Origin of the sequence: Saccharomonospora marina XMU15, from assembly GCF_000244955.1 — a bacterium.
Taxonomy (GTDB): Bacteria; Actinomycetota; Actinomycetes; order Mycobacteriales; family Pseudonocardiaceae; genus Saccharomonospora_A; species Saccharomonospora_A marina.
Window position 1 is genome coordinate 3,766,643 of the sequence record NZ_CM001439.1, and the last position, 25,713, is coordinate 3,792,355.

Below are 25,713 nucleotides of genomic sequence, written 5' to 3' on the forward strand. Positions count from 1 at the left end.
CGCACCCGGTCGGCCGACACGCTGCTGTGGCGCGCCGCGGGCATCGCGCTGCTGTCGGCCGCGGTGCTCGCGTCGCTGGTGACACCGCTGGGGCGGTGGGCGGTCGGCGACCTGTCGGTGGGGGTGGTGTGGTTCAACGCGATGGAGGTGGTCGCCTGGGCCGCTGTGTGGCTGGCGGGGTGGGGCGCGAACTCCGCGATGGCCCTTGTGGGCGGCTACCGGTTCCTCGCGCAGGGGCTCGCCTACGAACTCCCGCACATGTTCGCGCTCACCACGGCCGCGCTCGGCGCAGGCTCGCTGCGCGTCGCCGACATCGTGGGTGCGCAGCGGGACCTGTGGTTCGTGGTATGGATGCCGGTCGCCTTCGTGGTGTTCCTCGTCTCGGTGCTGGCGATGGCGTTCTTCCGCCCGTTCGACCATCCGCTCGGCCGCGACACCGCGGGCGGCGTGCTGGCCGAACTGTCCGGAGTGGACCGGCTGGTGTTCGTGTCCGGTCGCTGGCTGCTGCTGGTGTCCGGGGCGGCGATGTCGGTGCCGCTGTTCCTCGGTGGCGGGCTGGGGCCGCTGCTGCCTGGCTGGCTGTGGACGCTGGTGAAGACGGGGCTGGCTGTGGACGCTGGTGAAGACGGCGGCAGTGCTGGCCGCGCTGGTGTTCCTCGGCCGCAGGGTACCGACGATTCGCATGGACAGGTTCGAGGAGTTGTCCTGGCTGGTGCTGGTGCCGCTGACCCTGGTGCAGGCACTCGTCGTCGCCGTGGTCGTGCTCGTGGAAGGCGGGTGAGCGCAGTCGTGTGGAGTGAGGTCGCGTTCTGGTTGTGTGCCGCGGGCGCCGTCGGCGCGGGCATGCTGGTGTTTCGGGTGGACTCGATGGCCAGGGCGACCTTCGCGCTGCTGCTGTCGTTCGTGCTGGCCGCCGTCACGCTGCTGCTGGTGGGCCTGACCTACCTCGGCGTGCTCGTCATCCTCATGATGATCATGGAGATGCTGGTGATGGCGGTCTTCATGGTCATGTACATGATGAACCCGGCCGGGCTGATGCCGATGACGATGGTGCACAACCGACGCGGCGCGATGGCGATCGCGGTGAGCACCTTCGCCGTGCTCGCCACGGGCATCCTGCTCGTCGACTGGCCGCGGTCGCCCGCCCGGCCGCCTGCAGAGCCGACCCACGCGCTCGGCGAAGCGCTCATGGGCTCGAAGATGCTGGTGATGATGGTGCTCGGGCTCGGCCTGTTCGCCACCATCGTCGCCACCGTGGTGCTGGCCACCCACCGTGGCCGCTACGAGCGCTACGGCGACCGGCTCGACCGGCGCAGGCCGGACGACCCGACGCCGGGAGGTGTCGGCCGGTGAGCCTGCAGGACTACCTGTTGCTGGCGGCCGCGCTGTTCAGCGTGGGGCTTTACGGGGCGCTGTCGCAGCAGTCGATCGTCATGATCATGATGGGGCTGGAGCTGATCCTCAACGCGGTGATCGTCGGCGCGGCGGGGTTTTGGTACTTCACCTCCCCCGTTCGCCCGGACGGTCAGGTACTGGTGGTGCTGGCCGTGACGGCCATGGCCATCGAGATGGCCGTCGGCTTCGCCGTCACCACGGCACTGTTTCGCGCCCGCGACGTGGACATGACCGACATGGCCTCGGATCTGCGGGAGTGACGGCGGATGCTGTGGGCGCTGGTGACCGTTCCCCTCGCGGCGGGGGTTGGCCTGCTGGTGTGGGGCAGGCGCGCCGACCGGGCCGCGGCTGCGGTGGCACTCGTCGCGGCCGTGCTGTCGTCGGCGCTGGCGATCGCATGCGCCGTCGTCAGGCCCTCGGCTTCGGTGTCCTATTTGGAGGGCATTTCGTTCGGGCTGCGGGTGGACGGGCTCTCCTCGGTCATGGTGGTGACCGTGACGGTGGTGGCGCTCGCCGTGCTGGTGTCCGGCGCGGGCGAGTTCGGCGCGGGCCAGGCCCGGCCCCGGTTCTTCGGGCTGCTGCTGGTGTTCGTCGCCGCGATGCTGGTGACCGTCACCGCCACCACGCTGCTGTCGCTGCTGATGGCGTGGGAGGTGATGGGTGCGATGTCCTACGCGCTGATCGGCCTGCACTGGCGGCGCGACCGAAACGTCGAGTCGGGCAACATCGCCTTCCTCACCACAAGGGCCGCCGACCTCGGCCTTTATCTCGCGGCGGGCGCGGCGCTGGCGGGCGGAGCGGACGGCCTGGCGCTGGCGGGGCTCGCGTCGCTGCCGGGCGGGTGGCGCGACGCCGTCGCGGCGGGCGTGGTGCTGGCAGCGCTCGGCAAGTCCGCCCAGTTGCCGTTCAGTTTCTGGTTGTCCAGAGCGATGGACGGCCCCAGCCCGGTGTCCGCGCTGCTGCACTCCGCGACGATGGTGGCCGCCGGGGCGTACCTGTTGCTGCGTATGCAGCCGCTGCTGGCCGCCACGGGCTGGGCAGCCTCGGTGGTGACCTGGGTCGGCATGGTCACGGCGCTGGCGCTGGGCGCGGTGGCGCTCGCGCAGCCCGACCTCAAACAATTGCTGGCCGCGTCCACGTGCGCGCAACTGGGGTTCATGGTGGTGGCCGCGGGGGCGGGAGGCATCGCAGCAGGCAGCGCGCACCTGGTGACCCACGCGGTGACCAAGAGCCTGCTGTTCCTGGCCGCTGGTGCATGGCTGACCGCTTTGGGCACCCGGGACCTGGGGCGGTTGCGTGGCGCCGCTCGACGTTACCCGCTCGTGGGCGGCTCGTTCGTGGTCGGCGCGGCCTGCCTCGCCGGGCTGGCACCACTGTCCATGTGGGCCACCAAGGACCAGGTGCTGGCGGTGGCGCTGCACGAGTCGACGCCGCTGTACCTGCTCGGACTCGCGGCCTCGGCACTGTCGGCGGGCTACGCCGCGCGTGCGGCCGTGCTGGTGCTGGCTCCGCCACCGCAGACCCGACCCGGTCCGCCGGTGGCGGCGGCACAGCGATACCCGTTGCCACCGCTGGCGGCGGGTGCGGCACTGCTCGGCGTGCTCGCCGTGCACGGCGTGTGGACCGCCTACGCGGATGTGGTGGCGGGCGTCGCGCTGCCGACACCGGTGTGGTGGGAGTACCTGCTTTCCGCCGGGATCGCGCTGGTGGCGGCCGCCGCGGCGGCCGGTGTCGTGCGCAGGCTCGGCGACGTGCCGTCACAACGGCGGCTCGCGGACTGGTTCGGCCTGGAACGGCTGGCCTACCTCGGCATCGTCGCGCCCGCGCTGAGCGGGACGCGGGCGCTGGCGCGGTTCGACGACCGGGTGGTCGACGGCGGCGTGCGTGCCGTCGGCACGTTCGGCACGGCACTGGCCCGGCTCACCGACAACCGGCTGGAATGGTCGCTCGATTCGGCCGTGAGCACCGTGACCCGGCTGTTCCGCACGCTCGGCCGGTTGGCAAAGCGCCCGCAGACGGGGCAGCTGCACCAGTACTACGCGCAGGCGTTCGTGGCGCTGGCGGCGCTGGCGGCGCTGCTGATCCTGATTACGGCGGTGAGGTGAGCGTGCTCAGTATCGTGGTGTTCTGGCCGCTGGCGGTCGCGGTGGTGCTGCTGGCGGTGCCCCGGCTCGGCGACTCCGTGGTGCGGTGGGCATGGGTGGTGGCCACCGCCGTCGAGGTGGCGCTGGTGGTGACGCTGTGGGTGGCCTACACCCCCGGCGCCTCCGGCTTCGGGTACGAGGTGAACCGGCGCTGGATTCCCACCGTCGACTCCGGATACCACGTCGGCGTCGACGGGCTCAGCCTGCCGCTGGTGGCGGTGACCGCGGTGCTGTTCCTGGCGTGCGCGGTGTACTCGCTGCGGCAGACCCACCGGGTCAGGGCGTTCGTGGCGCTGTTCCTGTTCCTGTTCCTGGAGACGGTGTGCCTCGGGGTGTTCGTTGCGCTGGACCTGATCCTGTTCTTCGTCTTCTTCGATCTGTCCATCGTGGGCATGTACTTCGTCATCTCCGGCTGGGGGCATCGTGACGCGGCACGCGCGGCGCTGAAGTTCTTCCTCTACACCTTCGTCGGCTCGCTGGCGCTGCTGCTGGGTTTCATCGGGCTGTACGTCGCGGCGGACCCGGGCACGTTCGACATCGTGCGACTGTCCGAACTCAACCCGCTCGCCGGGCAGGGCACCTTCGGTGTGCTGGTGCTGCTGGCGATCGTGATCGGGCTGGCGATCAAGACGCCCACCGTGCCGTTCCACACCTGGCTTCCGCCCGCGCACACCGAGGCCCCAGCGGCGGGCTCGGCGATCCTGGCCGGGGTGTTGCTGAAGCTGGGTACCTACGGGTTCGTGCGCGTGGCCATGCCGCTGCTGCCCGCCACCTGGCGCGACTACGCGCCCGTGATCGTGGTGGTGGGGGTACTGAGCGTGCTCTACGGTGCGCTGGTGGCGCTCAGCCAGCGCGACTTCAAACGGATGATCGCCTACACGTCGGTGAACCACATGGGCTACGTGATCCTCGCGGTCGGCGCGGCGGGTCTGCTCGCCGGATCGAACGCGCAGGCGCACGACCTCGCCGTCACCGGAGCCGTGACCCAGATGGTGAGCCACGGGTTGATCACCGGTGCGCTGTTCCTGCTCGCGGGCGTGCTGTTCGAACGGGGACGCACCTACGACATGGGCTCCTACGGCGGGCTGGCGGCGCGGGCCCCGAGGTTCGCGTGGCTGACCGCGCTCGCCGCGTTCGCCTCCCTCGGCCTACCGGGCTTCTCCGGGTTCATCGCGGAGTTCCAGATCTTCACCGGCTCGCTCGCGGGCGCGCCGGTGGCCACGGCGCTGGCCTTCCTCGGCATCCTCGTCACGGCCGCGCTGTTCCTGCGCGCATACCAACGGCTGTTCCTCGGCGCGCCCCGGTCGGCCACCGGCGGGGTCGTCGCAGACCTCACCGTGGCCGAGACGGTCTCGATCGCCCCGCTGATGGCGCTGGCCGTGGTGATCGGGTTGTTCCCGCGGTTCCTGCTGGACACGATCGAGCCCGCCGCCCGCACCCTCGGTTCGCTGCTGAGTCGCTGACATGAGGGCGACGATGCTGACGCAACTGTGGCTGCTGCTGCCCGAACTGCTGCTCACCGGCAGCGCCGTGCTCGGCCTGCTGCTGGGCTCCTTCCTGCCCCGGCGGCGGCAGTGGCTGGTGCGCGCGCTGGCCTTCTCGAGCTGCGCGGCGGGCGCGGTGGCGGCGGTGGCGTTCTGGGGCGAGCACACCACCGTGTTCGAGGGCGCCTACGCGCTCGACGTGGCCACCGCCACGGTGCGCGTGGCGGTGCTCGGCTCGGTGGCGCTGGTGCTGGCGCTGGCCGCCCCAGGGGTGCGCGGTGATCGGCGCGAGACCGAGTTCGTGGTGCTGTTGCTGCTCGGAGCGCTCGGCGCGGTCGTACTCGCGGGCGCGAACGACCTGCTGCTGCTCGCCGCGGCCTACCTCCTCGCCAGCGTCCCGCTGTACGCGCTCACCGCGTTCGCCAAGGACGCACCCGGCACCGAGGCGGCGATGAAGTACTACCTGATGGGCGCGCTGCTGGGGGTGATTATGCTGTTCGGCCTGACGGTGCTGCTGGGACTGGGCCGATCCACGGCGTACCCGCTGCTGGCGCAGACCCTGCCGGGCTCGGCCACCGCCGCGCTCGCCACCGGTGCCGTGCTGTTGCTGGCAGGGCCGCTGTTCAAGGCGGGGGCGGTCCCCGCGCACTTCTGGGTGCCCGATGTGGCCGAAGGCGCCAAGCCTTCGGTGGCAGCGCTGGTCACCACGATCCCGAAGCTCGGGGCGATCGTGGCGGTCTACCGGTTCGTCGCGGAGCCGCTCGCCGCCACCGGAGTGGACTGGCGAATGCTGCTGGCGGTGCTGGCGACCGCGACCATGACGCTGGGCAACCTGGCCGCGTTCTTCCAGGACAACGTGCGAAGGCTGCTGGGTTACTCGACGATCAGCCAGGTCGGCTACCTGCTGATGGCGGTGGCGGCGGCGGGTACCGCGCTGGCGCTGCCCAGCCTGTTGCTCTACCTCATCGCGTACGCGGTGACCAATCTCGGTGCGTTCGCCGTGGTGGCCGCCGTGCCCGCCGCCCGCACCGTTGGCGACTACCGGGGTCTGGCGCGAAGCAGGCCCTGGCTGGCGCTGAGCCTGGTGGTGTGCCTGCTCGGGCTCGTCGGCACCCCGCCGACCGGGGTCTTCGCCGGGAAGCTCGCGGTGTTCACCGCCGCCTTCGAGGCCGGCCTCGGCTGGCTCGTCGTGGTGGCCGTGGTGAACACGGTGGCGAGCCTGTTCTACTACCTGCGCTGGGTCGCGCCCGCGGTGAGCCGCGACGGCCGAGGTTCCGCCGTCCCGGCGGCGGCGTGGCCCTCGGTCACCGCCTACGTCGCCGCGGTGGTGTCGCTGGCGCTGGGGCCGCTGGCGGGTCTGCTGCTCACGGCGGTCGGTGCGGGCCCTTCCCCACTGTCGTGACTCAGCGGTCGCGGCGGTGGTGCGGGATGCCGAGGGTGACGTGATCGGCGTAGTCCAGTGCCTCGGCGACCAGCGCGCTCAGGTGATCGCTTGCCACGCGGTAGAGCACCCTTCTGCCGTCCTTGCGCGCGTGCACCAGTCCGGCCAGCCGCAGCCGGCCGAGGTGCTGCGACACCGAGGAGCGCGAGGCGGGCACCCTGGCACTGAGCGTGCTGACGTCCTGCTCGGTGGTCAGCAGGCTCAGCAGTTGCAGCCGGGTGGGGTCGGCCAGCAGCGCCAGTACCTGCGCGGCCTCGGCGAACCGATCGGCCTCGGCCCGCAGGCCCCCGGAGACGTCGTCGTGCGCGCGCATGCTTGCATGATTGCGCGTCGTTCGCCAAGCTGGCAAGGGCAACGCCGGAACGGAGGGTTCGCTTCATGGGTCGAGGGCACGAGCACGGACACGGGCACGGCCACGGTCGGGAGCGCGCGGGTGGCGTGCGCTCGGTGGTGGCGGGCCTTCGCCACCTGCTGACGCCACACAGCCATGACAGCGCCGACCGGATCGACACCGCGCTGGAGGCCAGCAGGCGGGGAATGCGCACGCTGGGCTGGTCCTTCGTCGCGTTGCTGGTCACCGCGGCCGTACAGGCGGTGGTGGTGCTGTTCACCGGTTCCGTGGCGCTGCTGGGCGACACGATCCACAACGTCGCCGACGCGCTGACCGCGGTGCCGGTGGCGATCGCATTCGTACTCGGCAGGCGGGTGGCCACCCGGCGCTTCACCTACGGTCTCGGGCGCGCGGAGGACCTGGCGGGACTGGTCGTGGTCCTGATCATCGCGGCCTCGGCCGTGCTGGCCGGATACGAGTCGGTGCACAGGCTGCTGGACCCGCAGCCGGTCACGAACCTGTGGGCGGTGGCGCTCGCGGGCGCGATCGGGTTCGCGGGCAACGAACTGGTCGCGCGCTGGCGCATCACGGTCGGGCGGCAGATCGGCTCGGCCGCGCTGGTGGCCGACGGGATGCACGCGCGCGTGGACGGCTTCACGTCGCTTGCCGTGGTGCTCGGCGCGGCCGGGGTGGCCGTGGGTTTCCCGCTCGCCGACCCGCTGATCGGACTGGCCATCACGGTCGCGATCCTGTTCGTGCTGCGCGACGCGGCGAGGGAAGTGCTGCGCAGACTCATGGACGCGGTGGACCCCGCGGCTGTCGAGCAAGCCGAGCGGACGGCGCTGGGTGTGGCGGGTGTACTCGACGCGGGTGAGGTGCGGATACGCTGGATCGGGCACAGCCTGCACGCCGAACTCGCGGTGACGGTCGCGGCCGAGCTGACGGTGCGCCAGGCTCATCTGATAGCACACCAGGTGGAGCACGACCTGCTGCACGCCATTCCCCGGCTGGCCAAGGCGGTTGTGCACACCCAACCCGCCGCGGGGGCCGACGAGGCCCACGCCCTGCTGGCCCACCACCGCTGACCACAACTCGCGAGTCCCCCGCTCCCGTCCGCGAGTCCCCCGCTCCCGTCCGCGAGTTCTGCGCTCCCGACTACGGATGTGCAGCCACGTACCGCCCGGGCACAACCGGATCACGCCCGCCCGAGGATTGTCGCCTGCTGTCTGCCAATGTTGCCCGAGTCGATCGAGGAGGTACGGTGACCGATCCCCTGGCGCAGCTCACGTGGCTGGACGGCGACAACCCGCTGGACGACATCTTCTGCGTCTCCTTCTTCCACCAGCTCGCTCCGCGCGAGGTGTTGCGCCGCTTCGGCGCCCCCTCACCCGAGGGCGAGCGGATGACGTTCGACGATCTCATCGAGGTGGTCAGCAGGCACGTCGAACAGACACAAGGTGCGAGCGGTAGCGGGTACGTCGGGGTGGTCCGTTGCGGCGAATGGAGCGTGGCGATCGAGCCGTACGGGTGGGAAGGCACGCTGCCCGAGGTGATCACCGGGCTGTCGCTGTCCAGCGAGGTCGTGGCGATCAACCGGCATGACTACGCCGAGGACCACTTCGTCCACGCGGTGGACGGCACCGTCATCACGGGCCTGCTGCCGGATGTGCCGAGCCAGCGATACGGCAGCGAACCGGAGCGGCTCGTGCCGTTGCTGCGCGAGGTCGGCCTGGATCCGCTGGAGGAGGACGGTGAACGCCCCGAGTTCCCGATCGCTTCGGCTTTCGCGGTGGCGGCCAGGATGACGGGTGTGCTCTTCACTCCGCAGTTGCTGAACCAACCGCTGCTCGTGGGTGACATCCGGACGTAGCCGTCGGCCGCCGAAACGTTGTCGCGGCGACCGGGCCTCGCGAGCGGCCCGGGCAGGCGGCCACCCGCGCACGTGAGGTCTACACCACCTGCTCGTTCTGTGTGTCGTCCTGCTCGGTGAGCTTCCACTTGAGCTGGAACTCGACCTCCTCCTCGACCGCACCGCGCTCGTGTTCGACGGAGAACTGCGCGCCCGCCGGAACGTTGATGCGCTCGCCCGCGATCTGGATCCGGAACGGCTTGCCCGACTCCAGGGCGTCGGCGAGGCGCCGCAACTTGGCGACCACCTCCGAGGTGGAGTAGAACCGCTCGACGTCTCGTGGTGCGTCCGACACGACAACCTCCCAGTGTGGTGACCCGGATTCGTCGCGTGACATTCAACCGCATGACCGCACCGGGGAACTCGCGGGCGAGAGCGGGGGGCTCGCCGACGGGAACGGGGGACTCGCCGACGGGAACGGGGGACTCGCGGGTCAGGGCACCACGGCTGAAGCGATGGCCAGGTATATCAGGATCGACAGCAGGTCCTGCACCACGGTGGCCAGCGGGCCGGACCCGTAGACCGGGTCCGTACCCAACCGGGACAGCAGCCACGGCAACACCATCGCCACCAGCGTCGCCACCGCGCACGCGGCGAACAACGCCAGCCCCACCGCGACGGCGACCGCGAGGTCGCCCCAGAACACGACCGTCAGCGCCAGCGCACCGGCCGCGAGCAACAGCCCGATCAACACACCGGTGACAGCCTCGCGCAGCGCGACCCGACCTACCGGCACCCCGACCGAAAGGCCGCGCACCACGAGAGTCTCGGTCTGCGTGCCGACGGCGTCGGCGAGATACACCACGGCGGGCACGAAGAACGCCAGCAGCACCTGCCGGTCCAGCAGGCTCTCGAACGCCCCCACCACTCCTGCCGACAGCATGGCGCCGGTCAGCCCGAGCAGCAGCCAGGGCAACCTGTGCCACAGCCTGCGCGGAACCCGCTCCACCGTGGCCTGCCGCGCGGCCGAGGCGGTGCCGAGGAAACCGCCGAGCCGGGCAAGGTCCTCGTCGTGCTCGGCCAGCAGCACCCCCATCAGCCGCTGCGCGGGGATCAGCCCGAGAAACCGCCGGTCCTCGTCGACGACCGCCAGCCCCGGCTCGTCGTGCCGCACGGCCGCCCACGCCGCGCGTTCCTGCGCGGCGTCCGGTGATACGACCGGCGGGTCGGGGTCCATCACCTCGGACACGACGGCCTTCGGCCGGGCAGCGAGCAGCCGCTCGACGGTGGTCAGGCCGACGAGTCGCTCACCCTCGCACACGGCCGCCAGCGCGGCGGTGTCGAACCGCCGCCCCCGCAGCCGGTCCAGTACGTCGGCGACGCTGTCGCCGGGTGCGCAAACCGGAACTCTGCGGGTGGCGTGCTGTGCGGCCGTGCCGAGAGTGGCGGACCCGGTGGATACGTCGGTGGCGGTCATGGCCCATTGTCACGTGGCCGTACCGCCCCGGGCATGCTCACGGCTTGAGCAGCACCTTGGTGTAGCCCTCCTCGCGACGGTCGAAGCGCGCGTAGGCATCGGCAGCCTCCTCCAGCGGGCGGCGCTGCGACACCACGAAGCTGGGCCGTGCCCTGCCCGCGATGATGAGGTCGCGCAGCTGGCGGTTGTACGCCTTGACGTTGGCCTGGCCGGTGCCCATGCGCAGGCCCTTCTCGAAGAAGCGGCCCACGTCCACCAGCAGCCTGCCCTTCTTGGCGTCCTCGCTGGGACCACCGGGGTCGTTGGGCAGGTACAGCCCCACCACCCCGAGCGAACCGGTGGCGCGCACCGTCTCGATGAGGTCGTTGAGCACCACCGACGGCTGCTCCTCGCCCTCGGGGACGGTGGCCTGGTAGCCGACAGCGTCGATACCACGGTCGGTGCCGCCGAGGGTGCGCTCCTGGATCTGCTCCGGCGCGCTGCCCTGGGTGAAGTCGATCGGGACCGCCCCGATCTCCTCGGCCAGCCGCAGCCGGTCGGGGACCTTGTCGACGACGAACACCTGCGAGGCGCCACGCAGGATCGAGGAGTAGGCGGCCATCAGCCCGACCGGGCCCGCGCCGTACACCGCGACGGTGTCACCCGGCGAAACACCGGCCAGCTCGGTGGAGTGATACCCGGTGGGGAAGATGTCGGCCAGCATCGCGAAGTCGTCCTCGTGCTGCTCACCTCGCGGCAGCTGCAGGCAGTTGAAGTCGGCGAACGGCACCCGCAGGTACTCGGCCTGCCCGCCCTTGTACGGGCCCATGCCGACGTAGCCGTAGGCACCGCCCGCGAAGCCGGGGTTCACCGTCAGGCAGAACCCGGTCCTGCCCGCGAGGCAGTTTCGGCAGAAGCCGCAGGCGATGTTGAACGGCAGGGACACCCGGTCGCCCGCCCGGACGGTTTCGACGCCGGAACCGACCTCGGTCACCACGCCCATGTTCTCGTGGCCGAACACGATTCCCGGTTCGGCTGCCGTGCGGCCCTCGTACATGTGCAGATCCGAGCCGCAGATGGCCGTGGAGGTGATCTTCACGATCGCGTCGGTCGGCTGCTCGATCCGCGGGTCCTCGACCTGCTCGATGTCGATCTGGTTGGGGCCTTCGTAGACAACGGCTTTCATTTCGCACTCCCTGCTCGGCGATGTGCCTTCCGTCCTCGACTACCCGCCCGGACCAGGTCCATGCACAGCCGTGCATTCGATCGGCGGTGACCGCGAGAGGGTGCGGTGTCAGCACGGCCCGGCGCGCCACTGCCTGCATTCGGCGACGAAACCGGGCAGGGCGCGCCGGGCGAAGGACTCGGCGTCCCAGTCGCCGTCCAGCTCCTGCCACGGCACGTGCGGGCAGGCGTAGCAGTACGCCTGTTGCCCCTCGGTCAACGTGAGTGCGGTGAGGTCGTAGAAGTCGTCCTCGAACTCGTCGATGACGCGCCATTCGTTCGGCGCCAGGTCTGTCAGCAGCAGCCCGTCCGCCCTGCCGGACCCTGGCACCAGCACGGGGTAGCACCGTCCGCGTAGTGCGGCCGCCCGCCAACCCTCCGCGGCCGACGCGGCAGCGGTGGGCACCCGCCCGAGCAGCGCCTGGAGCACCGCGGCGAACCGCAGCGTTCCGTAGACGAACAGCGGTGCCGGCCGCGCCGCCACGGCAGCGAGCCTGCCCGGCAGCCGGGCGGTCAACGCCGTTCCTTCGCAGCAGCCATCGCGAAGTCATCATCCCGGCGCACCTGGCGAGCGGTCAATCGCGGTGACGTGGGCCACGGCGCCGCCGCGACCGCGTCACCCGTGGTACGAAAAGCGGATGACCGACGTCGTGATCTGCGAGCCGATCCGTACCCCGGTGGGCCGCTACGGCGGCATGTTCTCCGACGTGCCGGTGACCGCGCTGGCGGCGCGGGTGATCGAGGAACTCGTCAGCCGCACGGCTGTCGACCCGGCGACCATCGACGACGTCGTTCTCGGCAACTGCTATCCAAGCGGTGAGGCACCCGCGATCGGCAGGGTCGCCGCGCTGGACGCCGGGTTGCCCGTGCAGGTGCCGGGCCTGCAGCTCGACCGGCGGTGCGGCTCGGGGTTGCAGGCCGTGCTCGACGCGGCGATGCGGGTGGCCACGGGGGCGGCGGAACTCGTGCTGGCAGGCGGCGCGGAGAGCATGAGCAACGTGGAGTTCTACTCCGACCGGATGCGCTGGGGCGTGCGCGGCGACGGTGTGCGGCTGCACGACCGGCTGGCCAGGGCCAGGGTGACGGCTGGCGGCGCGAACCATCCGGTGCCCGGTGGGATGCTGGAGACCGCGGAGAACCTGCGCCGCGAGTACGGAATCTCGCGCGCCGAGCAGGACGAGCTCGCGTTGGAGTCGCACCGGCGCGCGGTGGCGGCGATCGAGGACGGCAGGTTCGCCGAGGAGATCGTGCCGGTGACGGTGCCGGGCAAGCGTGGAAAGCCGGACACCACGGTTTCGCGCGACGAGCATCCGCGCGCCGACACCACGGTGCAGCGACTGGCCGGGCTGCGCCCGATCATGGCGGGCGACGACCCGGAGGCGACGGTGACGGCGGGCAACGCCAGCGGCCAGAACGACGGCGCCGCGGCCTGCCTCGTCACCACGAGGGACAAGGCTGAGCAGTTGGGGCTGCGGCCGTTCGCGCGGCTGGTGTCGTGGGCCGTGGCGGGAGTGCCGCCACGCACGATGGGCATCGGCCCGGTGCCCGCGACGGAAAAGGCGCTGGCTCGCGCCGGTCTCACGCTCGCCGAGCTGGATCTGATCGAGCTGAACGAGGCGTTCGCTGCACAGGTGCTGGCGTGCACGCGGGAGTGGCAGTTCACCGACAGCGACTTCGATCGGCTGAACGTCAACGGCTCGGGTATCTCGCTCGGGCATCCGGTCGGCGCCACCGGGGCCCGTATCCTCGCCACCCTGCTGCGGGAGATGCGCAGGCGAGATGCTCGCTACGGGCTGGAAACCATGTGCATCGGCGGCGGGCAGGGGCTCGCGGCGGTCTTCGAACTCAGCCGTTGACCGCCGCGCTGGGGGCGGCGGTCTCGGGCAGCGCGAACAGCGACACAAAGCGCAACGCCACGTCGCGGTCGCCGCTGAACCGCACCGTGCCTTCGGCCACGGCGGTGTCGAGCTCTCCCGCGCCGTAGACGAGCACGGCCAGCGATCTCGGTTCGTCGGCCTCGAGCACAACGTCCGGTTCGTTCGCCGTGGCGGGCACGACGGTGAAGGTGCCGTTCGCCACCTCGGCGCGGAAGGTGTGCTCGCCGATGCGCAGGCCGACGCGCATGGCGGGCTCGCCCGCGGTGTCTCGCACGTTGGTGCGCAGCGAAAGGATCAACGCACTGGTGCTCAGGTTCGTTCCGGGACGCCAGCTCGGCGAGCGGAACCCCCAGCGGCCGAGCGCGCAGACGACCGGCTCCAACTCCTGTCCCCACTCGGTGAGCTGGTACACCGCCGACGCGGCTGGCGGCGGAAGCTTGGCCCTGCGCACGACACCCTCCCGCTCCAGGTCCGACAGTCGCTGCGAGAGCACGTTGGTGCTGATGCCGGGCAGGTCGGCGCGCAGGTCGGAATAGCGCTTCGGGCCCAGCAACAGCTCGCGCACCACGAGCAGCGCCCACCGCTCCCCCACCAGATCGAGTGCGTGAGCCATCCCGCACATGTCGTTGTAGCTGCGCCGCGTGGCCATCGGATCAACTCCACAAGTTGTAAGTTGTCTTTTCAAATCTATCACTTGTTTTTTAGAAGTGGCCACTGTTACATTCTGCCTCCAGGGTCGGAGGGAGACGGCATGACCGGGGTACGAGTGTTGGTCGGGACGCGCAAAGGAGCGTTCATCCTGACCTCGGACGGCAAGAGACAACAGTGGGACATCAGCGGGCCGCACTTCGCGGGCTGGGAGGTTTACCACATGAAGGGATCGCCCAGCGATCCCGACCGGATCTACGCGGCGCCGTCCGGCGGCTGGTTCGGGCAGGTGGTGCAGCGCTCCGACGACGGCGGCCGAACCTGGAACCCCGTCGGCAACAAGTTCGCCTACGAGGGCGGCACGGGCACGCACCAGTGGTACGACGGCACCCAGCACCCGTGGGAGTTCGCGCGGGTGTGGCACTTCGAGCCGTCGCTGACCGAGCCGGACACCGTGTACGCGGGCGTGGAGGACGCCGCGCTGTTCCGCTCCGTCGACGGCGGCTGGACGTGGCAGGAACTGCCGGGGCTGCGCCGCCACGATTCGGCGTCCTCCTGGCAACCGGGGGCGGGCGGGATGTGCCTGCACACCATCGTGCAGGACCCGCGCGACGCGGGACGGCTGTTCGTGGCCATCTCGGCGGCGGGCGCGTTCCGCACCGACGACGCGGGTGAGTCGTGGCGGCCCATCAACAAGGGGCTGCGCTCCGACGGCATCCCCGACACCGACGCCGAGGTGGGCCACTGCGTCCACAACCTCGCCATGCACCCGCAGCGGCCCGACGTGCTGTACATGCAGAAGCACTGGGACGTGATGCGCACCGACGACGGCGGCGAGACCTGGCACGACATCGGCGGCAACCTGCCGACCGACTTCGGCTTTCCCATCGACGTGCACGCGCACGAGCCGGACACCGTCTACGTGGTGCCGATCAAGAGCGACTCCGAGCACTTCCCGATCGACGGCAGCCTGCGTGTCTACCGCAGCCGCACCGGCGGCCACGAGTGGGAGCCGCTCACCGAGGGCCTGCCGCAGCGCGACTGCTACGTCAACGTGCTGCGCGACGCGATGGCCGTCGACACCCTGCAGGAGTGCGGCATCTACTTCGGCACGACGGGTGGCCAGGTGTACGTGTCACCGGACTCGGGGGCGCACTGGACGCCGATCGTGCGAGACCTGCCCGCCGTGCTCTCGGTGGAGGTGCAGTCGCTGCCATGATCCGCGTCGCACTGCCCACCCACCTGCGCACGCTCGCGCGCGTGGACGGCGAGGTACGGCTGGAGATCGCGGGCACCGCCACGCTGGGTTCGGTACTGGACGCGCTCGAGGAGCGTTACCCTGCGCTGCGCGGCACGGTGCGCGACCAGGTGACGCTGCGGCGCAGGGCGTTCGTGCGCTTCTTCGCCTGCGAGGAGGACCTCTCCCACGAGCCGCACGACACCGCGCTGCCCGCCCCGGTGCTGGCAGGCACCGAACCGCTGCTCATCGTTGGCGCGATGGCAGGCGGCTGAAGGCTCCTACGGCGGGCTGGCGGCGCGGGCCCAAAGGTTCGCGTGGCTGACCGCACTCGCCCGGCCACGAAGTGGACCGACCCCGGCCCTGTGGGTTCAGCGGGTCCGGTGGGCCGGTGGCCGGTGGACCCAGCCCCGGCAAGAGCCGCGCCCGGTGCGCTCGGCGGGCTCAGCCGAGCGTGACCGGCAGTGACTCCACCCCGTAGACGATCGACGCCTTCCGGAAGGTCAACTCCTGCGGCGGCACGGCGAGTCGCATCCCTGGGAACCTGCGCACCAGCGCGGGATAGGCGGCCCGCAGTTCCATCCTGGCCAGTTCCGCGCCGACGCAGCGGTGCACCCCGTAACCGAACGCCAGGTGCGAGGTCGGCTCCCTGCCGGAGTCGAACTCCTCCATGCCGGCCCCGAGTACGTGGTCGCGGTTGGCGCCGCTGAGCGAGCACAGCACCATGGCGCCCTTGCCGATCCGCACCCCGCCCACCTCGACGTCCTCACGCGCGAAGCGGGGGAAGGCGACCTGCACCACGGTCAGGTAGCGCAGCAGTTCCTCCACCACCGGCGCGACCGCGTCGTCGTCGTCGCGAACGAGCTTGAAGGTGTCCGGATCGTTGAGCAGGACGAGGGCGCCCAGCGACAGCATGCTCGCGGTGGTCTCGAAGCCACCGGTGAGCACCCCGTCGGCGAGTCCCGCCAACTCGGTGTCGCTGACCTCGTCGCCGTGCTCGGTGATGATCATGCCGAGCAACCCGTCGCCCGGCCGCTCCCGCTCGCGGCGCACCACGCCACGCAGGTATTCCAGCGACTCCGAGATCGCGCCCAGCGAGGCGCCCGCGCCACCGAAGAGGTCGAAGCGCGCGACGGCGTGCCGCTGGAACTCCTCACGGTCGTCGTAGGGCACCCCGAGCAGGTCACAGATCACCAGTGACGGGATCGGCAGCGCGAACTGCTCGACGAGGTCGACGGGCTCCGCCGCGGCCGCCATCGCGTCGAGGCGCTGCGCCACGATCGTCTCGATGCCCGGCTTCAACCGCGACAGCCTTCGCATCGTGAACTCCGGCGTCAACAGCTTGCGCAGCCTGGTGTGCGCGGGAGGGTCGGCGAAGCCCAGCCCGCCAGGATTGTCGTCGGCGGCCGTGCCCGCCTTGCCGACCAGGTTGCCGAAGTCGTTGCTGAACGACTTGGCATCCGCCAGCACCGCCTTGGCCTCCTCGTGGCCGGTGACGAGCCACACGTCCAGCCCTACCGGCAGCGGTAGTTTGGAGACCGGCTCGCTGTCCCTTCGCGTCCCCAACTCGGCGACGGGATCGAGGCCGTCCCGCCGCAGCGGCAGCAGGGCGCCGTCAGGCAGCAGCGACATCCTCGACAGGTCGAGGCCCTTCCTGCGAGCGCGCGCCAGGTAGGCGCGCGCGAACCACGACAACACCCTTGATCGGAGATTCCCCACGAAGGGACGGTACCAACAACGCGGCAGCGGTTGGGCCGTCACCGGACCGGAGACGCTGTGTAGTCGATTGACTTCGCCCACTGTTGATCTATACTCCGGCTTGCCGAGCGCCGATGCTCATGATCAATTACTGGGGAAGCGAGTTGTCCGTCGTGACCAGCGGTCAAGCCAGGCCCTGGCCGGGTGGCACGCGGCAGGCCCGCATCGCCGCCTCGACGCGACGTCACCGGCGGTTCGGGAGTGAGGCGAGTCGGTAGCACTGTGGGGATTCGCGGCAACAACGACGATCATGGTGGGTAGGGTCCGAGCTGGTTGACGTACTGGGGAGGCAGACCCGGACAACGGGGATGCTCGCGAGTTCGACCCGTTCGCCTCGCGTACGTGGTCCCACCTGACGAGACGCACCAATCATCTTCGCTTCTTCGACAACTGGGTGATCATGACACTTCCGTCGACAAGGCCCCCTACCCGACAGCCGATCCTGTGGCTGTGCACCGGCGTCGCCGTCAGTTACGTCGTCGTCGCCTCGATCTTCCTGCTCGCAGCCGACGGCAGCGCGCTGCAGGACACGCTGCTGCTGGCCGCGGGCGTGTTGGCCGTGGCAGCGCTGGGCGTACACGCCGCGGTGTCCGACCGCGCGCTACGGGCGCACGAAGCCACGCTGCGCAACCAGCAGGCGGTGGCGGGAGAGCAGGGCGTGGCACTGGAGTCCATGGCCGAACAGGTGGAGGCATTCGCGCAGGGCGCGCCCGCCGCACCGCCGCTGCCCGAACTGTCCCCGTCGGGACGCCCGGCCGCACTGCTGCACCGGGCGGCCGCGGTGCTCGACCGGCTCCGCGACGATCAACAGGGCCGCCAGGACGCCGTGCACGCCGCGGTGGTCGCGCTCGCCAGGAAGGCGCAGACCTCGGCACACCGCCTGCAGGAGGAGGCCTCGCGGATGGTGCAGCGCCATCCCAGCGACCCCGACATCCTGCACACCAGCATGCGGGTGGACCACGCGGCCGCACAGCAGGCGCGGCACGCGCAGACGCTTGCCGCGCTGTGCGGCGAGTGGCCGGGACAGCAGTGGCACGAGCCGCTGCCGATCGCCGACGTCGTGCGAGGCGCGGCGGGCCGGATCACCGCCTTCCAGCGGGTCGAGATCTCCGGAGACCCGGGGGTCGCCGTCTCGCCGCGCGTCGTGGAACCGCTGATCCACCTGGTGGCCGAACTGCTGGCCAACGCGACCCAGTCCTCGCCGCCCACCACCAACGTCCTCGTGACGTTGCGGCACGTGCAGCGCGGTGCGGTGATCGAGATCGACGACTGCGGGGTCGGCCTCGACGACAGGAGGCTGGAACAGGCCCGCGAGATCGCCTCCGGCAGGCGCCCGGTCGGGCTGGCCGAGTTGGGCGAGATCCCGCAGACGGGTCTGCCCGTGGTCGGCGCGTACGTGCGCCGCTACGGGTTCAGGGTGGACCTGACGGAATCGGTGTACGGCGGCGTGCGAGCCATCACGCTGGTGCCCTCGGAACTGGTCGAGACCATTCCGCCCGGCGGCTCGGCGACGGTCGGCGAGCACGCTCTGACCCGTAAGCAGCCTCCGCGACCGGCCGAGCCACCCCGGCACCGGGAGCCCGAGCGGCGTGAGGAGCCCGAACCGAGGACAACCGGAACCGTCGAGGGGAACCTGTCCTCGCTGCCGAAACGGCGCTCGCGGCGTGGCGAGGCCCCTGCCAAGACCGTCGACTCCGATGTGGAATGGCCGGGGCCGGGCAACACCCGCGCCAGCACACACAGCACGCAGACCGCCGAGCAGGCAGGCCAGTGGATGGGTGCGTTCCTGCGCTCCTCGCCCGGCCTGCCGACGGGTGCGGCGCGTACCGATTCATCAGCCGACGTTGACAACACTTCGGAGGAGTAATGGCCGTCCCCGCTTCCGACAACAGCTGGATGCTGGACATGATCAGGAGCGTGCGGGGTGTGCGGCACGCCGTCGTGCTCACCTCCGACGGCCTGTTGAAGGTGCGCACCGATCACACCCACCCCGACATCGCCGACAAGCTCGCCGCCGCCTGCGCCGGGCTGACCTCACTGGGACAGGGCATCAGTGAGGAGTTCGGTACGGGCGGCAGCCCACGACAGGTGATGGTGGAGTTCGACGGCGGCTTCCTGTTCGTCCGTGGCGCGGGCGACGGTTCCCGGCTGGCCGTGGTCACCGAGCCGGTCATCGACCCGGCGCTGATCGCACAGCAGATGCAGGCACAGGTGCTACAGATCGGTGAACGCACACTGAGCACGCCGACCCGCGGCAGCTGACCATGGGCAGTTCGGACGATTACCGCGATCGGCCGGTACGGCCCTACGTCATCACCTCCGGCCGTGCCCATCCTTCGCGCAACACGATCCGGCCGGAGACACTGCTGATCGCCAATCCCGAGGCGAAACTGCCGATCATGGCGAGCAGGGAACAGCGGGCGATACTGGACGTCTGCCGGGGAATGCTGTCGCTGGCCGAAGTCGCCGCGCACCTCGACCTGCCGGTCAGCGTGGTCGTCGTGCTCGCGTCGGACCTCGTCGACACCGGACACCTGGTGCTCAGATCGGCTCCGCAGCGACATGTCCTGCCCGACCGAGAAATCCTGGAGAAGGTCCTCAATGGTCTCCGCAAACTCTGACCGGTACGTGGCCCACACCGTCGAGCAGTCGGTCAAGATCCTCGTCGTCGGCGCGTTCGGGGTGGGCAAGACGACCTTGATCGGTTCGGTCAGTGAGATCAAGCCGCTGCGCACCGAGGAAACGATGACCACGGCCAGCATCGGCGTCGACTCCGTCGCGGGCCTCGACGACAAGACGACCACCACGGTGGCGATGGACTTCGGCCGAATCACCGTCAGCCCCGACGTCGTGCTGTACCTGTTCGGTACACCGGGACAGCGCAGGTTCTGGAACCTGTGGGAGGGACTGGCCGAAGGCGCCGTCGGGGCGCTCGTCCTCGTCGACACCCGCCGCATCGAGGACAGTTTCGAGGTGTTCGACCAGCTGGAGCTGCGAACCACGATGCCGTTCGCGGTCGCGGTCAACCAGTTCCCCGACGCGCCACGGTACGAAGAGGACCAGTTGCGTGAGGCGCTGGACCTGTTGCCACAGACACCGATCATGTACTGCGACGCCAGGATGAAGGAATCGTCAGTGGCCGCACTGATCACCCTGGTGGAGCACGCCCTCCGGTTTCCCGCTCCCTCGAAGGCATACGCACGATGACACCGTCGCAGCCCCACCAGCCGACACTGTCCGAACTCACCGGACTCACCCCGCTGTCGGCAACCACCACCTGCCGCGATCCACAGGCTGCCTACAGCGAACTGCGTGCCAAGTGGGGCCAGGTCGCACCGGTCGAGTTGGAACCGGGCATCAACGCCTGGCTCGTGCTCGGGCACCCGGAGATCTGCCAGATCGTGCGCAACGAGCGGTTGTTCTCCCGCAACCCGCACTACTGGCGGCTCTACGCCGAGCAGGTCGTCTCCCCCGATTCCGGGCTCGGGCCGATGATGTTCCCGCGGGACAACGCCTACTTCTCCGACGGCGACAAGCACCGCAGGTTGCGCGAACCGCTCGACGACGGCCTCGCCGGCCTCGACGAGCACAAGATGAGCCGCATGATCCGGGCCGCGTGCACCGAACTGATCGCGACGTTCGCCCCGCGAGGCACCGCCGACCTGGTGACCGAGTACGCGGCCGTGGTGCCGATGCTGGCCGTGGCGGGCATGTTCGGCCTCAGCACCGACCTCGGCCACCAGCTGAGGCAGGCGCTGATCGCCCTTTTCGGATCCGGTGCGGATTCCCAGGCAGGCAACCAGAATCTGGAGCGAATCCTCACCAACACCATCCAGGCTCGCAGGGCCGACCCGAGCGACGACCTGGCGACGGCGTTCCTGCGCCACCCCAACCTGCGCAACGACTTCGAGTTGCAGCAATCCATGGTGCTGATGATCTCGGCAGGATACGAGACCACCACCACGTGGATCGCACAGACACTGCGGCTGATGCTCACCGATCCACGCTTCGCCGGACGGCTGCGGGGTGGCAGGCTGGGGATCGACGAGGCGCTGGACGAGGTGCTGTGGCGTGACCCGCCCATGTCCAACATGCCCGCCAGGTACGCGCTCGCCGACTGCCAGGTCGCGGGCCAGCCCGTGCGCAGGGGCGACGCGCTCATTCTCGGGTTCGCGGCAGCCAACGCAGATTCCAGGGTGCACACCAACGACCCGTGGCTGGAGGTGGGTAACCGAGCACACTTGGCATGGAGCGCGGGACCGCACGCCTGTCCCGCGCAGCGGCAGGGCCGGATGATCACCCGCATTGCGGTCGACACCGCCCTGCACCGACTACAGGATGTTGTGCTGTCGGTACCGGCCGAGGACATCACGCTGCTGCCCTCGCCGTGGACCCGTTGCCCCGCCAGCCTGCCCGTCCGGTTCACCAGGACGGGCCCGATCCCGCACGCCTGAAATCAGGAGGCATTCTCGATGACCGACGCCGTGGCCTCGCAGGTCCCCGTCATCCGACTCGACCCCACCGGAGCCGACCACCACGGCGAAGCGGCCCGCATGCGCGAGCTCGGCCCGGTCGTGCGCGTCATCCTCCCAGGAGAGGTGCCCGTATGGGCCGTCACCGAGCACGCACTACTGGCCGAACTCGTCACCGATCCCAGGGTCAGCAAGGACTGGCGCAACTGGAGCGCCGTGCAGCGTGGTGAGATCACCGACGACTGGCCGTTGGTGGGGATGATCAAGGTGACCAACATGGTCACCGCCGACGACTCCCACCACCTCAGGTTGCGCAGGCCGGTCACGCGCACCTTCACCCGTGGCCGGGTGGAGCAGCTGCGGCCGCGCATCACCGAGATCATCAACACCCTGCTCGACGAGCTGCCCGGGCACGCGGCGGCGGACGGTTCGGTGGACCTGCGGCAGTTCTACGCCTACCCCGTGCCGATGCAGGTGATCTGCGAGCTGGTAGGGGTGCCGTGGGACTGGCGGCCCCGGCTGCGCGAACTGGTGGACAGCATCTTCCGCACCGACACCACCCCGGAGGAAGTCGTTCGCACCCAGCGCGACCGCCACGAGATGCTCAACCGGCTCGTGCAGCTGCACCGCGACGAACCGGGCGACGACCTGACGAGCGCGCTGATCGCCACGCAGGAGCAGGACGCCGAGTCGCTGACCGACGAGGAACTCGTCGACACGCTGTGGCTGCTGCTGACGGCGGGGCACGAAACGACGCTGAGCCTGATCGTCAACGGCGTGCGGGCGCTGCTCACCCACCCCGACCAGCTGGCGATCGCCCGCACAGCGGGTGTGGACACCTGGGCGGCGGTGGTGGAGGAAACGCTGCGCTGGGACGCGCCGATCGGCAACTTCCCGGCCCGCTACCCCAGGGAGGACATCACCATCGCCGGGGTCACGATCCCGGCGGGCGACGCCATCCTCGCCCCCTACAGCGGCGTCGGCAGGGACCCGGCACAGCACGGTAGCGACGCCGACCGGTTCGACATCACCCGCAAGCCAGCCAAGCACCTGGCCTTCGGCGGCGGCCCGCACCTGTGCCTTGGCGCGCATCTGGCACGGATGGAGGCACAGATAGCGCTGCCGGAACTGTTCGCCCGCTACCCCGACATCCGGCTCGCGGTGGATCCCGAGCAGTTGCGGCCGGTGCCGTCGTTCTTCTCCAACTCGGCGAGCAGCCTGCCGGTGCTGCTCGGCGATTCCCGCGACTGAGTTCCTGGTCGGTTGGCCGGCCGGTTTGCTGGCCGGGGGCGGCGACGGGTTCGCCGTCCCCGACCGGAGCCCGGTGCTGCTCAGCCGTCGCGCGACAGCGGGTTCCCGCCCGCGGTTCGACCGCGGCAGGCGAGATCGGCCTCCACCGCCGCCACCACCTGTTCCGGTTCCGTGCCGCAGTCCAGCACCAGCCCGTCACAGACCACGGCGCAGGCCCTGGTGGCCGCGTTGAGTTGACGCAACGCCTCCGGCCACCGCAGCCCCCTGCGGCGAGCGTCGCGCCACACGGCGGGCAGCATCCATGCCGTGTTGCGCGGGTCGACAACGGTCAGCTCCACCTCGTCGGCGCGGAACACCGACCGCAGCGCCCGGTAGACGGCACCGACAGCCTCCATGTCCGTGCGGCAGTGGGCGTATGGCTGCTCGGCATGGCCGTGCAGTTCCCGCACCGCCTCGCCGTCCAGCCGCCCGCAGCATCCGGAACCGCCCAGTTGCTGGTCCCACTGCCGCACCAGCACCACCCTGTGCTCAGCCATGCACCCACACTAGGGGTGCATCCGCGCGCCTTTACAGACCTTGTCCACCGCGTTCCTCGGCCCGTGCACCGCAAGTCCCACCAGGTCGAGCGCGGCGGCGGGCACCGCACGCACCGCTGCCCTGTTGTCGGTGTCGTTGCCGGTGGCGAACAGGTCCGCGGTGAAGACCGACGGGCGCAGCCCCCTGGACAGCGCGCGACCGTGCGCCGCCGGGAGGGTTTCCTTCGAGCCCTCGAACACCAGCACCGGCTGCCGAAACATCGGCAGGTACTCGTTGCCGTCGGCATCCAGGTACGGTTCACCCACCAGGTGTGGCTGGCTGGCCGCCAGCCCACTGACGAGGAACGCGCACACGTTGAGCCGCTGCCAGCTCAACAGGTCTTCGCGCAGCAGCACCGCGATCTTGGTGTCGGGTCGGTCGGGAACGTGTTGTTTCACCATGCTCGCCATCCGCCGACTGTGCCGCTTCGGCGACGAGTTCGTCTTGTACGTTCGTCGCATGGGTTCTCGCGATCGGGTCGCCACCGGCACCGTCACCGCGTGGCGGCCGTCGGTGCGGGGTGTGCGGGAAGTCTTCCACGCCAGCTTCCCCCGGCACACCTACCCACCGCACACCCACGACGCGTGGACGCTGCTCGTCGTCGACGCAGGCGTGGTGGCATACGACCTGCACCGCCGCGAGCACGGCGCGGGCAGGGCGGTGGTGACCCTGCTGCCTCCCGATGTCGCGCACGACGGCAGGGCGGCACGGCGCGGCGGATTCCGCAAACGTGTGCTCTACCTGGAACGCGACGTGTTCGGCGAGACTGCGACCGGTTGATCGGTGCCGCGGTGGACCGGCCGGTGCTGGCCGATCCGCTGCTGCGGCACCGGGTGCACCAGGTTCACCAAGCGCTCGCGACACGCACCGAGCACCTGGAGGCGGAGAGCAGGCTGGCGCTGGTAGTGGAGCGGTTGCGCGGGCACCCGCGGCAGGTGCAGCCGGATCCGGGCGGGAACGCAACGCTGAACACCGGCAGCGACCCGGGGCTGGCGGCGCGGCTGCGGGAACTGCTCGAGGCACACGTCACGCAGGGCATCACCCTGTACGAGGCCGCCACGCGGCTGCACGCGAACCGGGCCCATCTGGTGCGGGCGTTCGGCCGCGAATACGGCATCCCGCCGCACAGCTACCTGACCAGCCGCAGGGTGGACCTCGCGAGGCGGCACCTGCTCGCGGGCCACTCCCCCGCCGAAGCCGCCGCGTTGTCGGGCCTGCATGACCAATCGCACCTGAACCGGCATTTCACCCGGCTCGTCGGCGTTCCACCCGGCCGCTACGCACGCAGCCGGGTGAGCTACGAGCCCGCCGGAGCCAGCACCTGAACGTCGGCCAGCAGCTTCGGCACCAGTTCGTCGAGGTCCAGCCTGCGCTCCACGCCTGCCAGCTGCTCGGCCGTGCTCCTGGTCGCCACTCGCGGCGGCGCGAGCAGGCTGCAGCAGTCCTCGTCGGGCAGCTTGGAGATGTCCGCGGTCCCGATCCGCCGCGCCTCCGCGATGATCTCGTCCTTGTCCCACGCCAGCAGCGGCCGAAGCAACGGCAACTGAGCCGCGGCTTCCACCGTGGCCAGGTTGCTCAGCGTCTGGCTGGACACCTGCCCCAGGCTGTCACCCGTCACCAGCGCCTGCGCGCCCAACTCGGCGGCAAGCGCGTCCGCGGTGCGCACCATGAGTCTGCGCTGGGCCACCACCTGCAACTGCGCCGCGCCCGCCGTGGCGATGGCGCGCTGCGCGTTGCCGATCGGCACCACGTGCAGCCGCGAACCTCCCTGATACCGATCCAGTTGCCTGACCAGCGCGTAGGCCTTGTACGCGGAAGAGGGGTCGGTGTAGGGGGCGCCGGTGAAGTGCACGAAGTCGCACCGCAGCCCACGCCGCATCGCGCGAAACGCCGCGACCGGTGAGTCGAACCCGCCGGACAGCAACACCAGCGCGCGCCCGCTGGCACCCACCGGCAGGCCACCCTGACCACGGTGCCGCTCGAGCGAGACGAACACCTCGCGCCGGTCCACCTCCACCGAGATCCGCACCTCGGGCTCGCTCAGATCGACCGGCCACCCCCACTGCTCGCACACCCGCTGCCCCACGTAGGCGGCGAGTTGCTCCGAACCCATCGGGAAGCCCTTGTTCCTGCGGCGCGCCTTCACCGCGAACCGGCGCGGCCCGCTCTGCTCGGGTGTGCCGAACCGCTCCGCCAGCGCCTGCAGCACCGCATCCGCCGCGTCGGAGGGGGTCTTGCCCGCCCGCAGCGCGGGTTGCACCACGCTGACGCCGAAAACCCGCTGCGCGCGCTCCACCAGTTCCGGCAACGGCAGTCCGCCCGCGAGCACGAGCACGCCGTCGCGACGGGAGATCCGCACGCGCGGGCCGCGCGGCGCCCCGGCGGCGACGTCGGCGTGATCGGCGGCGCCAGCAGCGCCATCGGCGCCGTCGGCACTGTCGGTCTCGCCGCGGACGACGCGCCGCACCCCGTCGAGGAGGTACTGCTCGAAGCGGCCGCGGTTGCGCCCCTTCAACATCAGTTCCCCGTACTTGAGCAGCACGCACGGCTGTGCCATCGGCTCGACCTCC

The 25,713-nt window shown here is 70.5% G+C and carries 28 protein-coding genes and 1 pseudogene; 19 read left to right on the forward strand and 10 right to left on the reverse strand.

Features of this window, described 5'->3' with window-relative positions:
- Positions 1–63: 63 nt before the first annotated feature.
- The 6 genes and pseudogenes from SACMADRAFT_RS31210 to SACMADRAFT_RS17830 all read left to right on the forward strand — a co-directional run.
- Positions 64–546 (forward strand): annotated as a pseudogene (locus SACMADRAFT_RS31210) (NADH-quinone oxidoreductase subunit H); the annotation flags it as partial.
- A gap of 243 nt (positions 547–789) precedes the next feature.
- Positions 790–1,353: an NADH-quinone oxidoreductase subunit J gene (locus SACMADRAFT_RS17810; protein WP_040926555.1), complete on the forward strand. Its 564-nt coding sequence runs from the start codon at positions 790–792 to the stop codon at positions 1,351–1,353.
- Positions 1,350–1,655 (forward strand): NADH-quinone oxidoreductase subunit NuoK, encoded by a 306-nt coding sequence (nuoK, locus tag SACMADRAFT_RS17815; protein WP_009155225.1) that lies wholly within the window; start codon positions 1,350–1,352, stop codon positions 1,653–1,655. Before SACMADRAFT_RS17810 ends, nuoK begins: the two co-directional genes overlap by 4 nt.
- 6 nt (positions 1,656–1,661) lie before the next feature.
- Complete coding sequence (locus SACMADRAFT_RS17820) at positions 1,662–3,500, forward strand: proton-conducting transporter transmembrane domain-containing protein (RefSeq protein WP_009155226.1); 1,839 nt, start codon at positions 1,662–1,664, stop codon at positions 3,498–3,500.
- Positions 3,501–3,502: 2 nt separating this feature from the next.
- Positions 3,503–5,002 carry a complex I subunit 4 family protein gene (locus SACMADRAFT_RS17825; RefSeq protein ID WP_009155227.1) on the forward strand — a complete coding sequence of 500 codons (1,500 nt, stop codon included), beginning with the start codon at positions 3,503–3,505 and terminating at the stop codon, positions 5,000–5,002.
- Positions 5,003–5,015: 13 nt separating this feature from the next.
- Positions 5,016–6,425 (forward strand): NADH-quinone oxidoreductase subunit N, encoded by a 1,410-nt coding sequence (locus tag SACMADRAFT_RS17830; protein WP_009155228.1) that lies wholly within the window; start codon positions 5,016–5,018, stop codon positions 6,423–6,425.
- 1 nt (position 6,426) lies between these two features.
- On the opposite strand, the gene SACMADRAFT_RS17835 is transcribed toward SACMADRAFT_RS17830, so the two are convergent.
- Complete coding sequence (locus tag SACMADRAFT_RS17835) at positions 6,427–6,777, reverse strand: ArsR/SmtB family transcription factor (protein WP_009155229.1); 351 nt, start codon at positions 6,775–6,777, stop codon at positions 6,427–6,429.
- A 65-nt stretch (positions 6,778–6,842) separates the two neighbouring features.
- Between SACMADRAFT_RS17835 and SACMADRAFT_RS17840 the strand changes: the two genes are divergently transcribed.
- Positions 6,843–7,880 carry a cation diffusion facilitator family transporter gene (locus SACMADRAFT_RS17840; RefSeq protein ID WP_009155230.1) on the forward strand — a complete coding sequence of 346 codons (1,038 nt, stop codon included), beginning with the start codon at positions 6,843–6,845 and terminating at the stop codon, positions 7,878–7,880.
- Between the two features lie 176 nt (positions 7,881–8,056).
- Complete coding sequence (locus SACMADRAFT_RS17845; protein ID WP_009155231.1) at positions 8,057–8,665, forward strand: DUF6461 domain-containing protein; 609 nt, start codon at positions 8,057–8,059, stop codon at positions 8,663–8,665.
- Between the two features lie 79 nt (positions 8,666–8,744).
- On the opposite strand, the gene SACMADRAFT_RS17850 is transcribed toward SACMADRAFT_RS17845, so the two are convergent.
- The 4 genes from SACMADRAFT_RS17850 to SACMADRAFT_RS17865 form a co-directional block, all read right to left on the reverse strand.
- Positions 8,745–8,999: an amphi-Trp domain-containing protein gene (locus SACMADRAFT_RS17850; protein WP_009155232.1), complete on the reverse strand. Its 255-nt coding sequence runs from the start codon at positions 8,997–8,999 to the stop codon at positions 8,745–8,747.
- 138 nt (positions 9,000–9,137) lie between these two features.
- Positions 9,138–10,121, reverse strand: a complete 984-nt coding sequence (locus SACMADRAFT_RS17855) for a magnesium transporter (RefSeq protein WP_009155233.1) — start codon at positions 10,119–10,121, stop codon at positions 9,138–9,140.
- A gap of 37 nt (positions 10,122–10,158) precedes the next feature.
- Positions 10,159–11,286 carry a glutathione-independent formaldehyde dehydrogenase gene (locus tag SACMADRAFT_RS17860; protein ID WP_009155234.1) on the reverse strand — a complete coding sequence of 376 codons (1,128 nt, stop codon included), beginning with the start codon at positions 11,284–11,286 and terminating at the stop codon, positions 10,159–10,161.
- Positions 11,287–11,394: 108 nt separating this feature from the next.
- The gene (locus SACMADRAFT_RS17865) at positions 11,395–11,841 is read right to left on the reverse strand and encodes a gamma-glutamylcyclotransferase family protein (protein ID WP_009155235.1); all 447 of its coding nucleotides are present in this window, start codon (positions 11,839–11,841) and stop codon (positions 11,395–11,397) included.
- Positions 11,842–11,962: 121 nt separating this feature from the next.
- Between SACMADRAFT_RS17865 and SACMADRAFT_RS17870 the strand changes: the two genes are divergently transcribed.
- Positions 11,963–13,180: an acetyl-CoA C-acetyltransferase gene (locus SACMADRAFT_RS17870; protein WP_009155236.1), complete on the forward strand. Its 1,218-nt coding sequence runs from the start codon at positions 11,963–11,965 to the stop codon at positions 13,178–13,180.
- On the opposite strand, the gene SACMADRAFT_RS17875 is transcribed toward SACMADRAFT_RS17870, so the two are convergent.
- Positions 13,170–13,850 (reverse strand): winged helix-turn-helix transcriptional regulator, encoded by a 681-nt coding sequence (locus SACMADRAFT_RS17875; RefSeq protein WP_009155237.1) that lies wholly within the window; start codon positions 13,848–13,850, stop codon positions 13,170–13,172. The genes SACMADRAFT_RS17870 and SACMADRAFT_RS17875 overlap by 11 nt on opposite strands.
- 102 nt (positions 13,851–13,952) lie before the next feature.
- On the opposite strand from SACMADRAFT_RS17875, the gene SACMADRAFT_RS17880 reads away from it, so the two are divergent.
- Both SACMADRAFT_RS17880 and SACMADRAFT_RS17885 read left to right on the forward strand, forming a co-directional pair.
- Positions 13,953–15,068, forward strand: a complete 1,116-nt coding sequence (locus SACMADRAFT_RS17880; protein WP_009155238.1) for a WD40/YVTN/BNR-like repeat-containing protein — start codon at positions 13,953–13,955, stop codon at positions 15,066–15,068.
- On the forward strand, positions 15,065–15,361 hold the full coding sequence (locus tag SACMADRAFT_RS17885; protein ID WP_009155239.1) for a MoaD/ThiS family protein: 297 nt from the start codon (positions 15,065–15,067) through the stop codon (positions 15,359–15,361). The genes SACMADRAFT_RS17880 and SACMADRAFT_RS17885 overlap by 4 nt, the downstream gene beginning before the upstream one ends.
- A gap of 169 nt (positions 15,362–15,530) precedes the next feature.
- Here SACMADRAFT_RS17885 and SACMADRAFT_RS17890 read toward each other — a convergent pair whose 3' ends face one another.
- Positions 15,531–16,784, reverse strand: a complete 1,254-nt coding sequence (locus SACMADRAFT_RS17890; RefSeq protein ID WP_009155240.1) for a cytochrome P450 — start codon at positions 16,782–16,784, stop codon at positions 15,531–15,533.
- A gap of 460 nt (positions 16,785–17,244) precedes the next feature.
- On the opposite strand from SACMADRAFT_RS17890, the gene SACMADRAFT_RS17895 reads away from it, so the two are divergent.
- From SACMADRAFT_RS17895 to SACMADRAFT_RS17920, 6 genes are read left to right on the forward strand one after another with little or no spacing between them, the layout of a single operon-like run.
- Positions 17,245–18,711: an ATP-binding protein gene (locus SACMADRAFT_RS17895; RefSeq protein WP_009155241.1), complete on the forward strand. Its 1,467-nt coding sequence runs from the start codon at positions 17,245–17,247 to the stop codon at positions 18,709–18,711.
- Positions 18,711–19,106, forward strand: coding sequence for a roadblock/LC7 domain-containing protein (locus SACMADRAFT_RS17900; RefSeq protein WP_009155242.1), 396 nt, complete (start codon positions 18,711–18,713; stop codon positions 19,104–19,106). Before SACMADRAFT_RS17895 ends, SACMADRAFT_RS17900 begins: the two co-directional genes overlap by 1 nt.
- Before the next feature lie 2 nt (positions 19,107–19,108).
- Positions 19,109–19,465: a DUF742 domain-containing protein gene (locus SACMADRAFT_RS17905; RefSeq protein ID WP_009155243.1), complete on the forward strand. Its 357-nt coding sequence runs from the start codon at positions 19,109–19,111 to the stop codon at positions 19,463–19,465.
- Positions 19,446–20,051 carry a GTP-binding protein gene (locus SACMADRAFT_RS17910; protein ID WP_009155244.1) on the forward strand — a complete coding sequence of 202 codons (606 nt, stop codon included), beginning with the start codon at positions 19,446–19,448 and terminating at the stop codon, positions 20,049–20,051. The genes SACMADRAFT_RS17905 and SACMADRAFT_RS17910 overlap by 20 nt, the downstream gene beginning before the upstream one ends.
- Positions 20,048–21,298 carry a cytochrome P450 gene (locus SACMADRAFT_RS17915; protein ID WP_009155245.1) on the forward strand — a complete coding sequence of 417 codons (1,251 nt, stop codon included), beginning with the start codon at positions 20,048–20,050 and terminating at the stop codon, positions 21,296–21,298. Before SACMADRAFT_RS17910 ends, SACMADRAFT_RS17915 begins: the two co-directional genes overlap by 4 nt.
- Positions 21,299–21,316: 18 nt before the next feature.
- Positions 21,317–22,567: a cytochrome P450 family protein gene (locus SACMADRAFT_RS17920; protein ID WP_009155246.1), complete on the forward strand. Its 1,251-nt coding sequence runs from the start codon at positions 21,317–21,319 to the stop codon at positions 22,565–22,567.
- A gap of 80 nt (positions 22,568–22,647) precedes the next feature.
- Here SACMADRAFT_RS17920 and SACMADRAFT_RS17925 read toward each other — a convergent pair whose 3' ends face one another.
- A complete protein-coding gene (locus SACMADRAFT_RS17925) occupies positions 22,648–23,103 on the reverse strand; it encodes a hypothetical protein (RefSeq protein ID WP_009155247.1) in 456 nt (151 codons plus the stop codon).
- A gap of 9 nt (positions 23,104–23,112) precedes the next feature.
- Positions 23,113–23,544 carry a DUF2000 domain-containing protein gene (locus tag SACMADRAFT_RS17930; protein ID WP_009155248.1) on the reverse strand — a complete coding sequence of 144 codons (432 nt, stop codon included), beginning with the start codon at positions 23,542–23,544 and terminating at the stop codon, positions 23,113–23,115.
- Positions 23,545–23,602: 58 nt separating this feature from the next.
- On the opposite strand from SACMADRAFT_RS17930, the gene SACMADRAFT_RS31310 reads away from it, so the two are divergent.
- On the forward strand, positions 23,603–23,923 hold the full coding sequence (locus tag SACMADRAFT_RS31310) for an AraC family ligand binding domain-containing protein (protein WP_332307140.1): 321 nt from the start codon (positions 23,603–23,605) through the stop codon (positions 23,921–23,923).
- Positions 23,920–24,468 carry an AraC family transcriptional regulator gene (locus tag SACMADRAFT_RS31315; RefSeq protein WP_332307141.1) on the forward strand — a complete coding sequence of 183 codons (549 nt, stop codon included), beginning with the start codon at positions 23,920–23,922 and terminating at the stop codon, positions 24,466–24,468. The genes SACMADRAFT_RS31310 and SACMADRAFT_RS31315 overlap by 4 nt, the downstream gene beginning before the upstream one ends.
- On the opposite strand, the gene thiI is transcribed toward SACMADRAFT_RS31315, so the two are convergent.
- Positions 24,441–25,700, reverse strand: coding sequence for a tRNA uracil 4-sulfurtransferase ThiI (gene thiI, locus SACMADRAFT_RS17940; protein WP_009155249.1), 1,260 nt, complete (start codon positions 25,698–25,700; stop codon positions 24,441–24,443). The genes SACMADRAFT_RS31315 and thiI overlap by 28 nt on opposite strands.
- Positions 25,701–25,713: the final 13 nt, after the last annotated feature.

Excerpts from the sequence above, each read along its gene's own strand:
- SACMADRAFT_RS17920 (WP_009155246.1), top strand. The coding sequence starts at position 21,317 with ATGACCGACGCCGTGGCCTCGCAGGTCCCCGTCATCCGACTCGACCCC.
- SACMADRAFT_RS17835 (WP_009155229.1), bottom strand. The coding sequence starts at position 6,777 with ATGCGCGCGCACGACGACGTCTCCGGGGGCCTGCGGGCCGAGGCCGAT.
- SACMADRAFT_RS17915 (WP_009155245.1), top strand. The coding sequence starts at position 20,048 with ATGACACCGTCGCAGCCCCACCAGCCGACACTGTCCGAACTCACCGGA.
- SACMADRAFT_RS17905 (WP_009155243.1), top strand. The coding sequence starts at position 19,109 with ATGGGCAGTTCGGACGATTACCGCGATCGGCCGGTACGGCCCTACGTC.
- thiI (WP_009155249.1), bottom strand. The coding sequence starts at position 25,700 with ATGGCACAGCCGTGCGTGCTGCTCAAGTACGGGGAACTGATGTTGAAG.
- SACMADRAFT_RS31310 (WP_332307140.1), top strand. The coding sequence starts at position 23,603 with ATGGGTTCTCGCGATCGGGTCGCCACCGGCACCGTCACCGCGTGGCGG.
- SACMADRAFT_RS17860 (WP_009155234.1), bottom strand. The coding sequence starts at position 11,286 with ATGAAAGCCGTTGTCTACGAAGGCCCCAACCAGATCGACATCGAGCAG.
- SACMADRAFT_RS17880 (WP_009155238.1), top strand. The coding sequence starts at position 13,953 with ATGACCGGGGTACGAGTGTTGGTCGGGACGCGCAAAGGAGCGTTCATC.
- SACMADRAFT_RS17855 (WP_009155233.1), bottom strand. The coding sequence starts at position 10,121 with ATGACCGCCACCGACGTATCCACCGGGTCCGCCACTCTCGGCACGGCC.
- SACMADRAFT_RS17930 (WP_009155248.1), bottom strand. The coding sequence starts at position 23,544 with ATGGTGAAACAACACGTTCCCGACCGACCCGACACCAAGATCGCGGTG.
- SACMADRAFT_RS17910 (WP_009155244.1), top strand. The coding sequence starts at position 19,446 with ATGGTCTCCGCAAACTCTGACCGGTACGTGGCCCACACCGTCGAGCAG.
- SACMADRAFT_RS17875 (WP_009155237.1), bottom strand. The coding sequence starts at position 13,850 with ATGGCCACGCGGCGCAGCTACAACGACATGTGCGGGATGGCTCACGCA.
- SACMADRAFT_RS17830 (WP_009155228.1), top strand. The coding sequence starts at position 5,016 with ATGCTGACGCAACTGTGGCTGCTGCTGCCCGAACTGCTGCTCACCGGC.
- SACMADRAFT_RS17895 (WP_009155241.1), top strand. The coding sequence starts at position 17,245 with ATGACACTTCCGTCGACAAGGCCCCCTACCCGACAGCCGATCCTGTGG.
- SACMADRAFT_RS17900 (WP_009155242.1), top strand. The coding sequence starts at position 18,711 with ATGGCCGTCCCCGCTTCCGACAACAGCTGGATGCTGGACATGATCAGG.
- SACMADRAFT_RS17870 (WP_009155236.1), top strand. The coding sequence starts at position 11,963 with ATGACCGACGTCGTGATCTGCGAGCCGATCCGTACCCCGGTGGGCCGC.
- SACMADRAFT_RS17925 (WP_009155247.1), bottom strand. The coding sequence starts at position 23,103 with ATGGCTGAGCACAGGGTGGTGCTGGTGCGGCAGTGGGACCAGCAACTG.
- SACMADRAFT_RS17820 (WP_009155226.1), top strand. The coding sequence starts at position 1,662 with ATGCTGTGGGCGCTGGTGACCGTTCCCCTCGCGGCGGGGGTTGGCCTG.
- SACMADRAFT_RS17840 (WP_009155230.1), top strand. The coding sequence starts at position 6,843 with ATGGGTCGAGGGCACGAGCACGGACACGGGCACGGCCACGGTCGGGAG.
- SACMADRAFT_RS17885 (WP_009155239.1), top strand. The coding sequence starts at position 15,065 with ATGATCCGCGTCGCACTGCCCACCCACCTGCGCACGCTCGCGCGCGTG.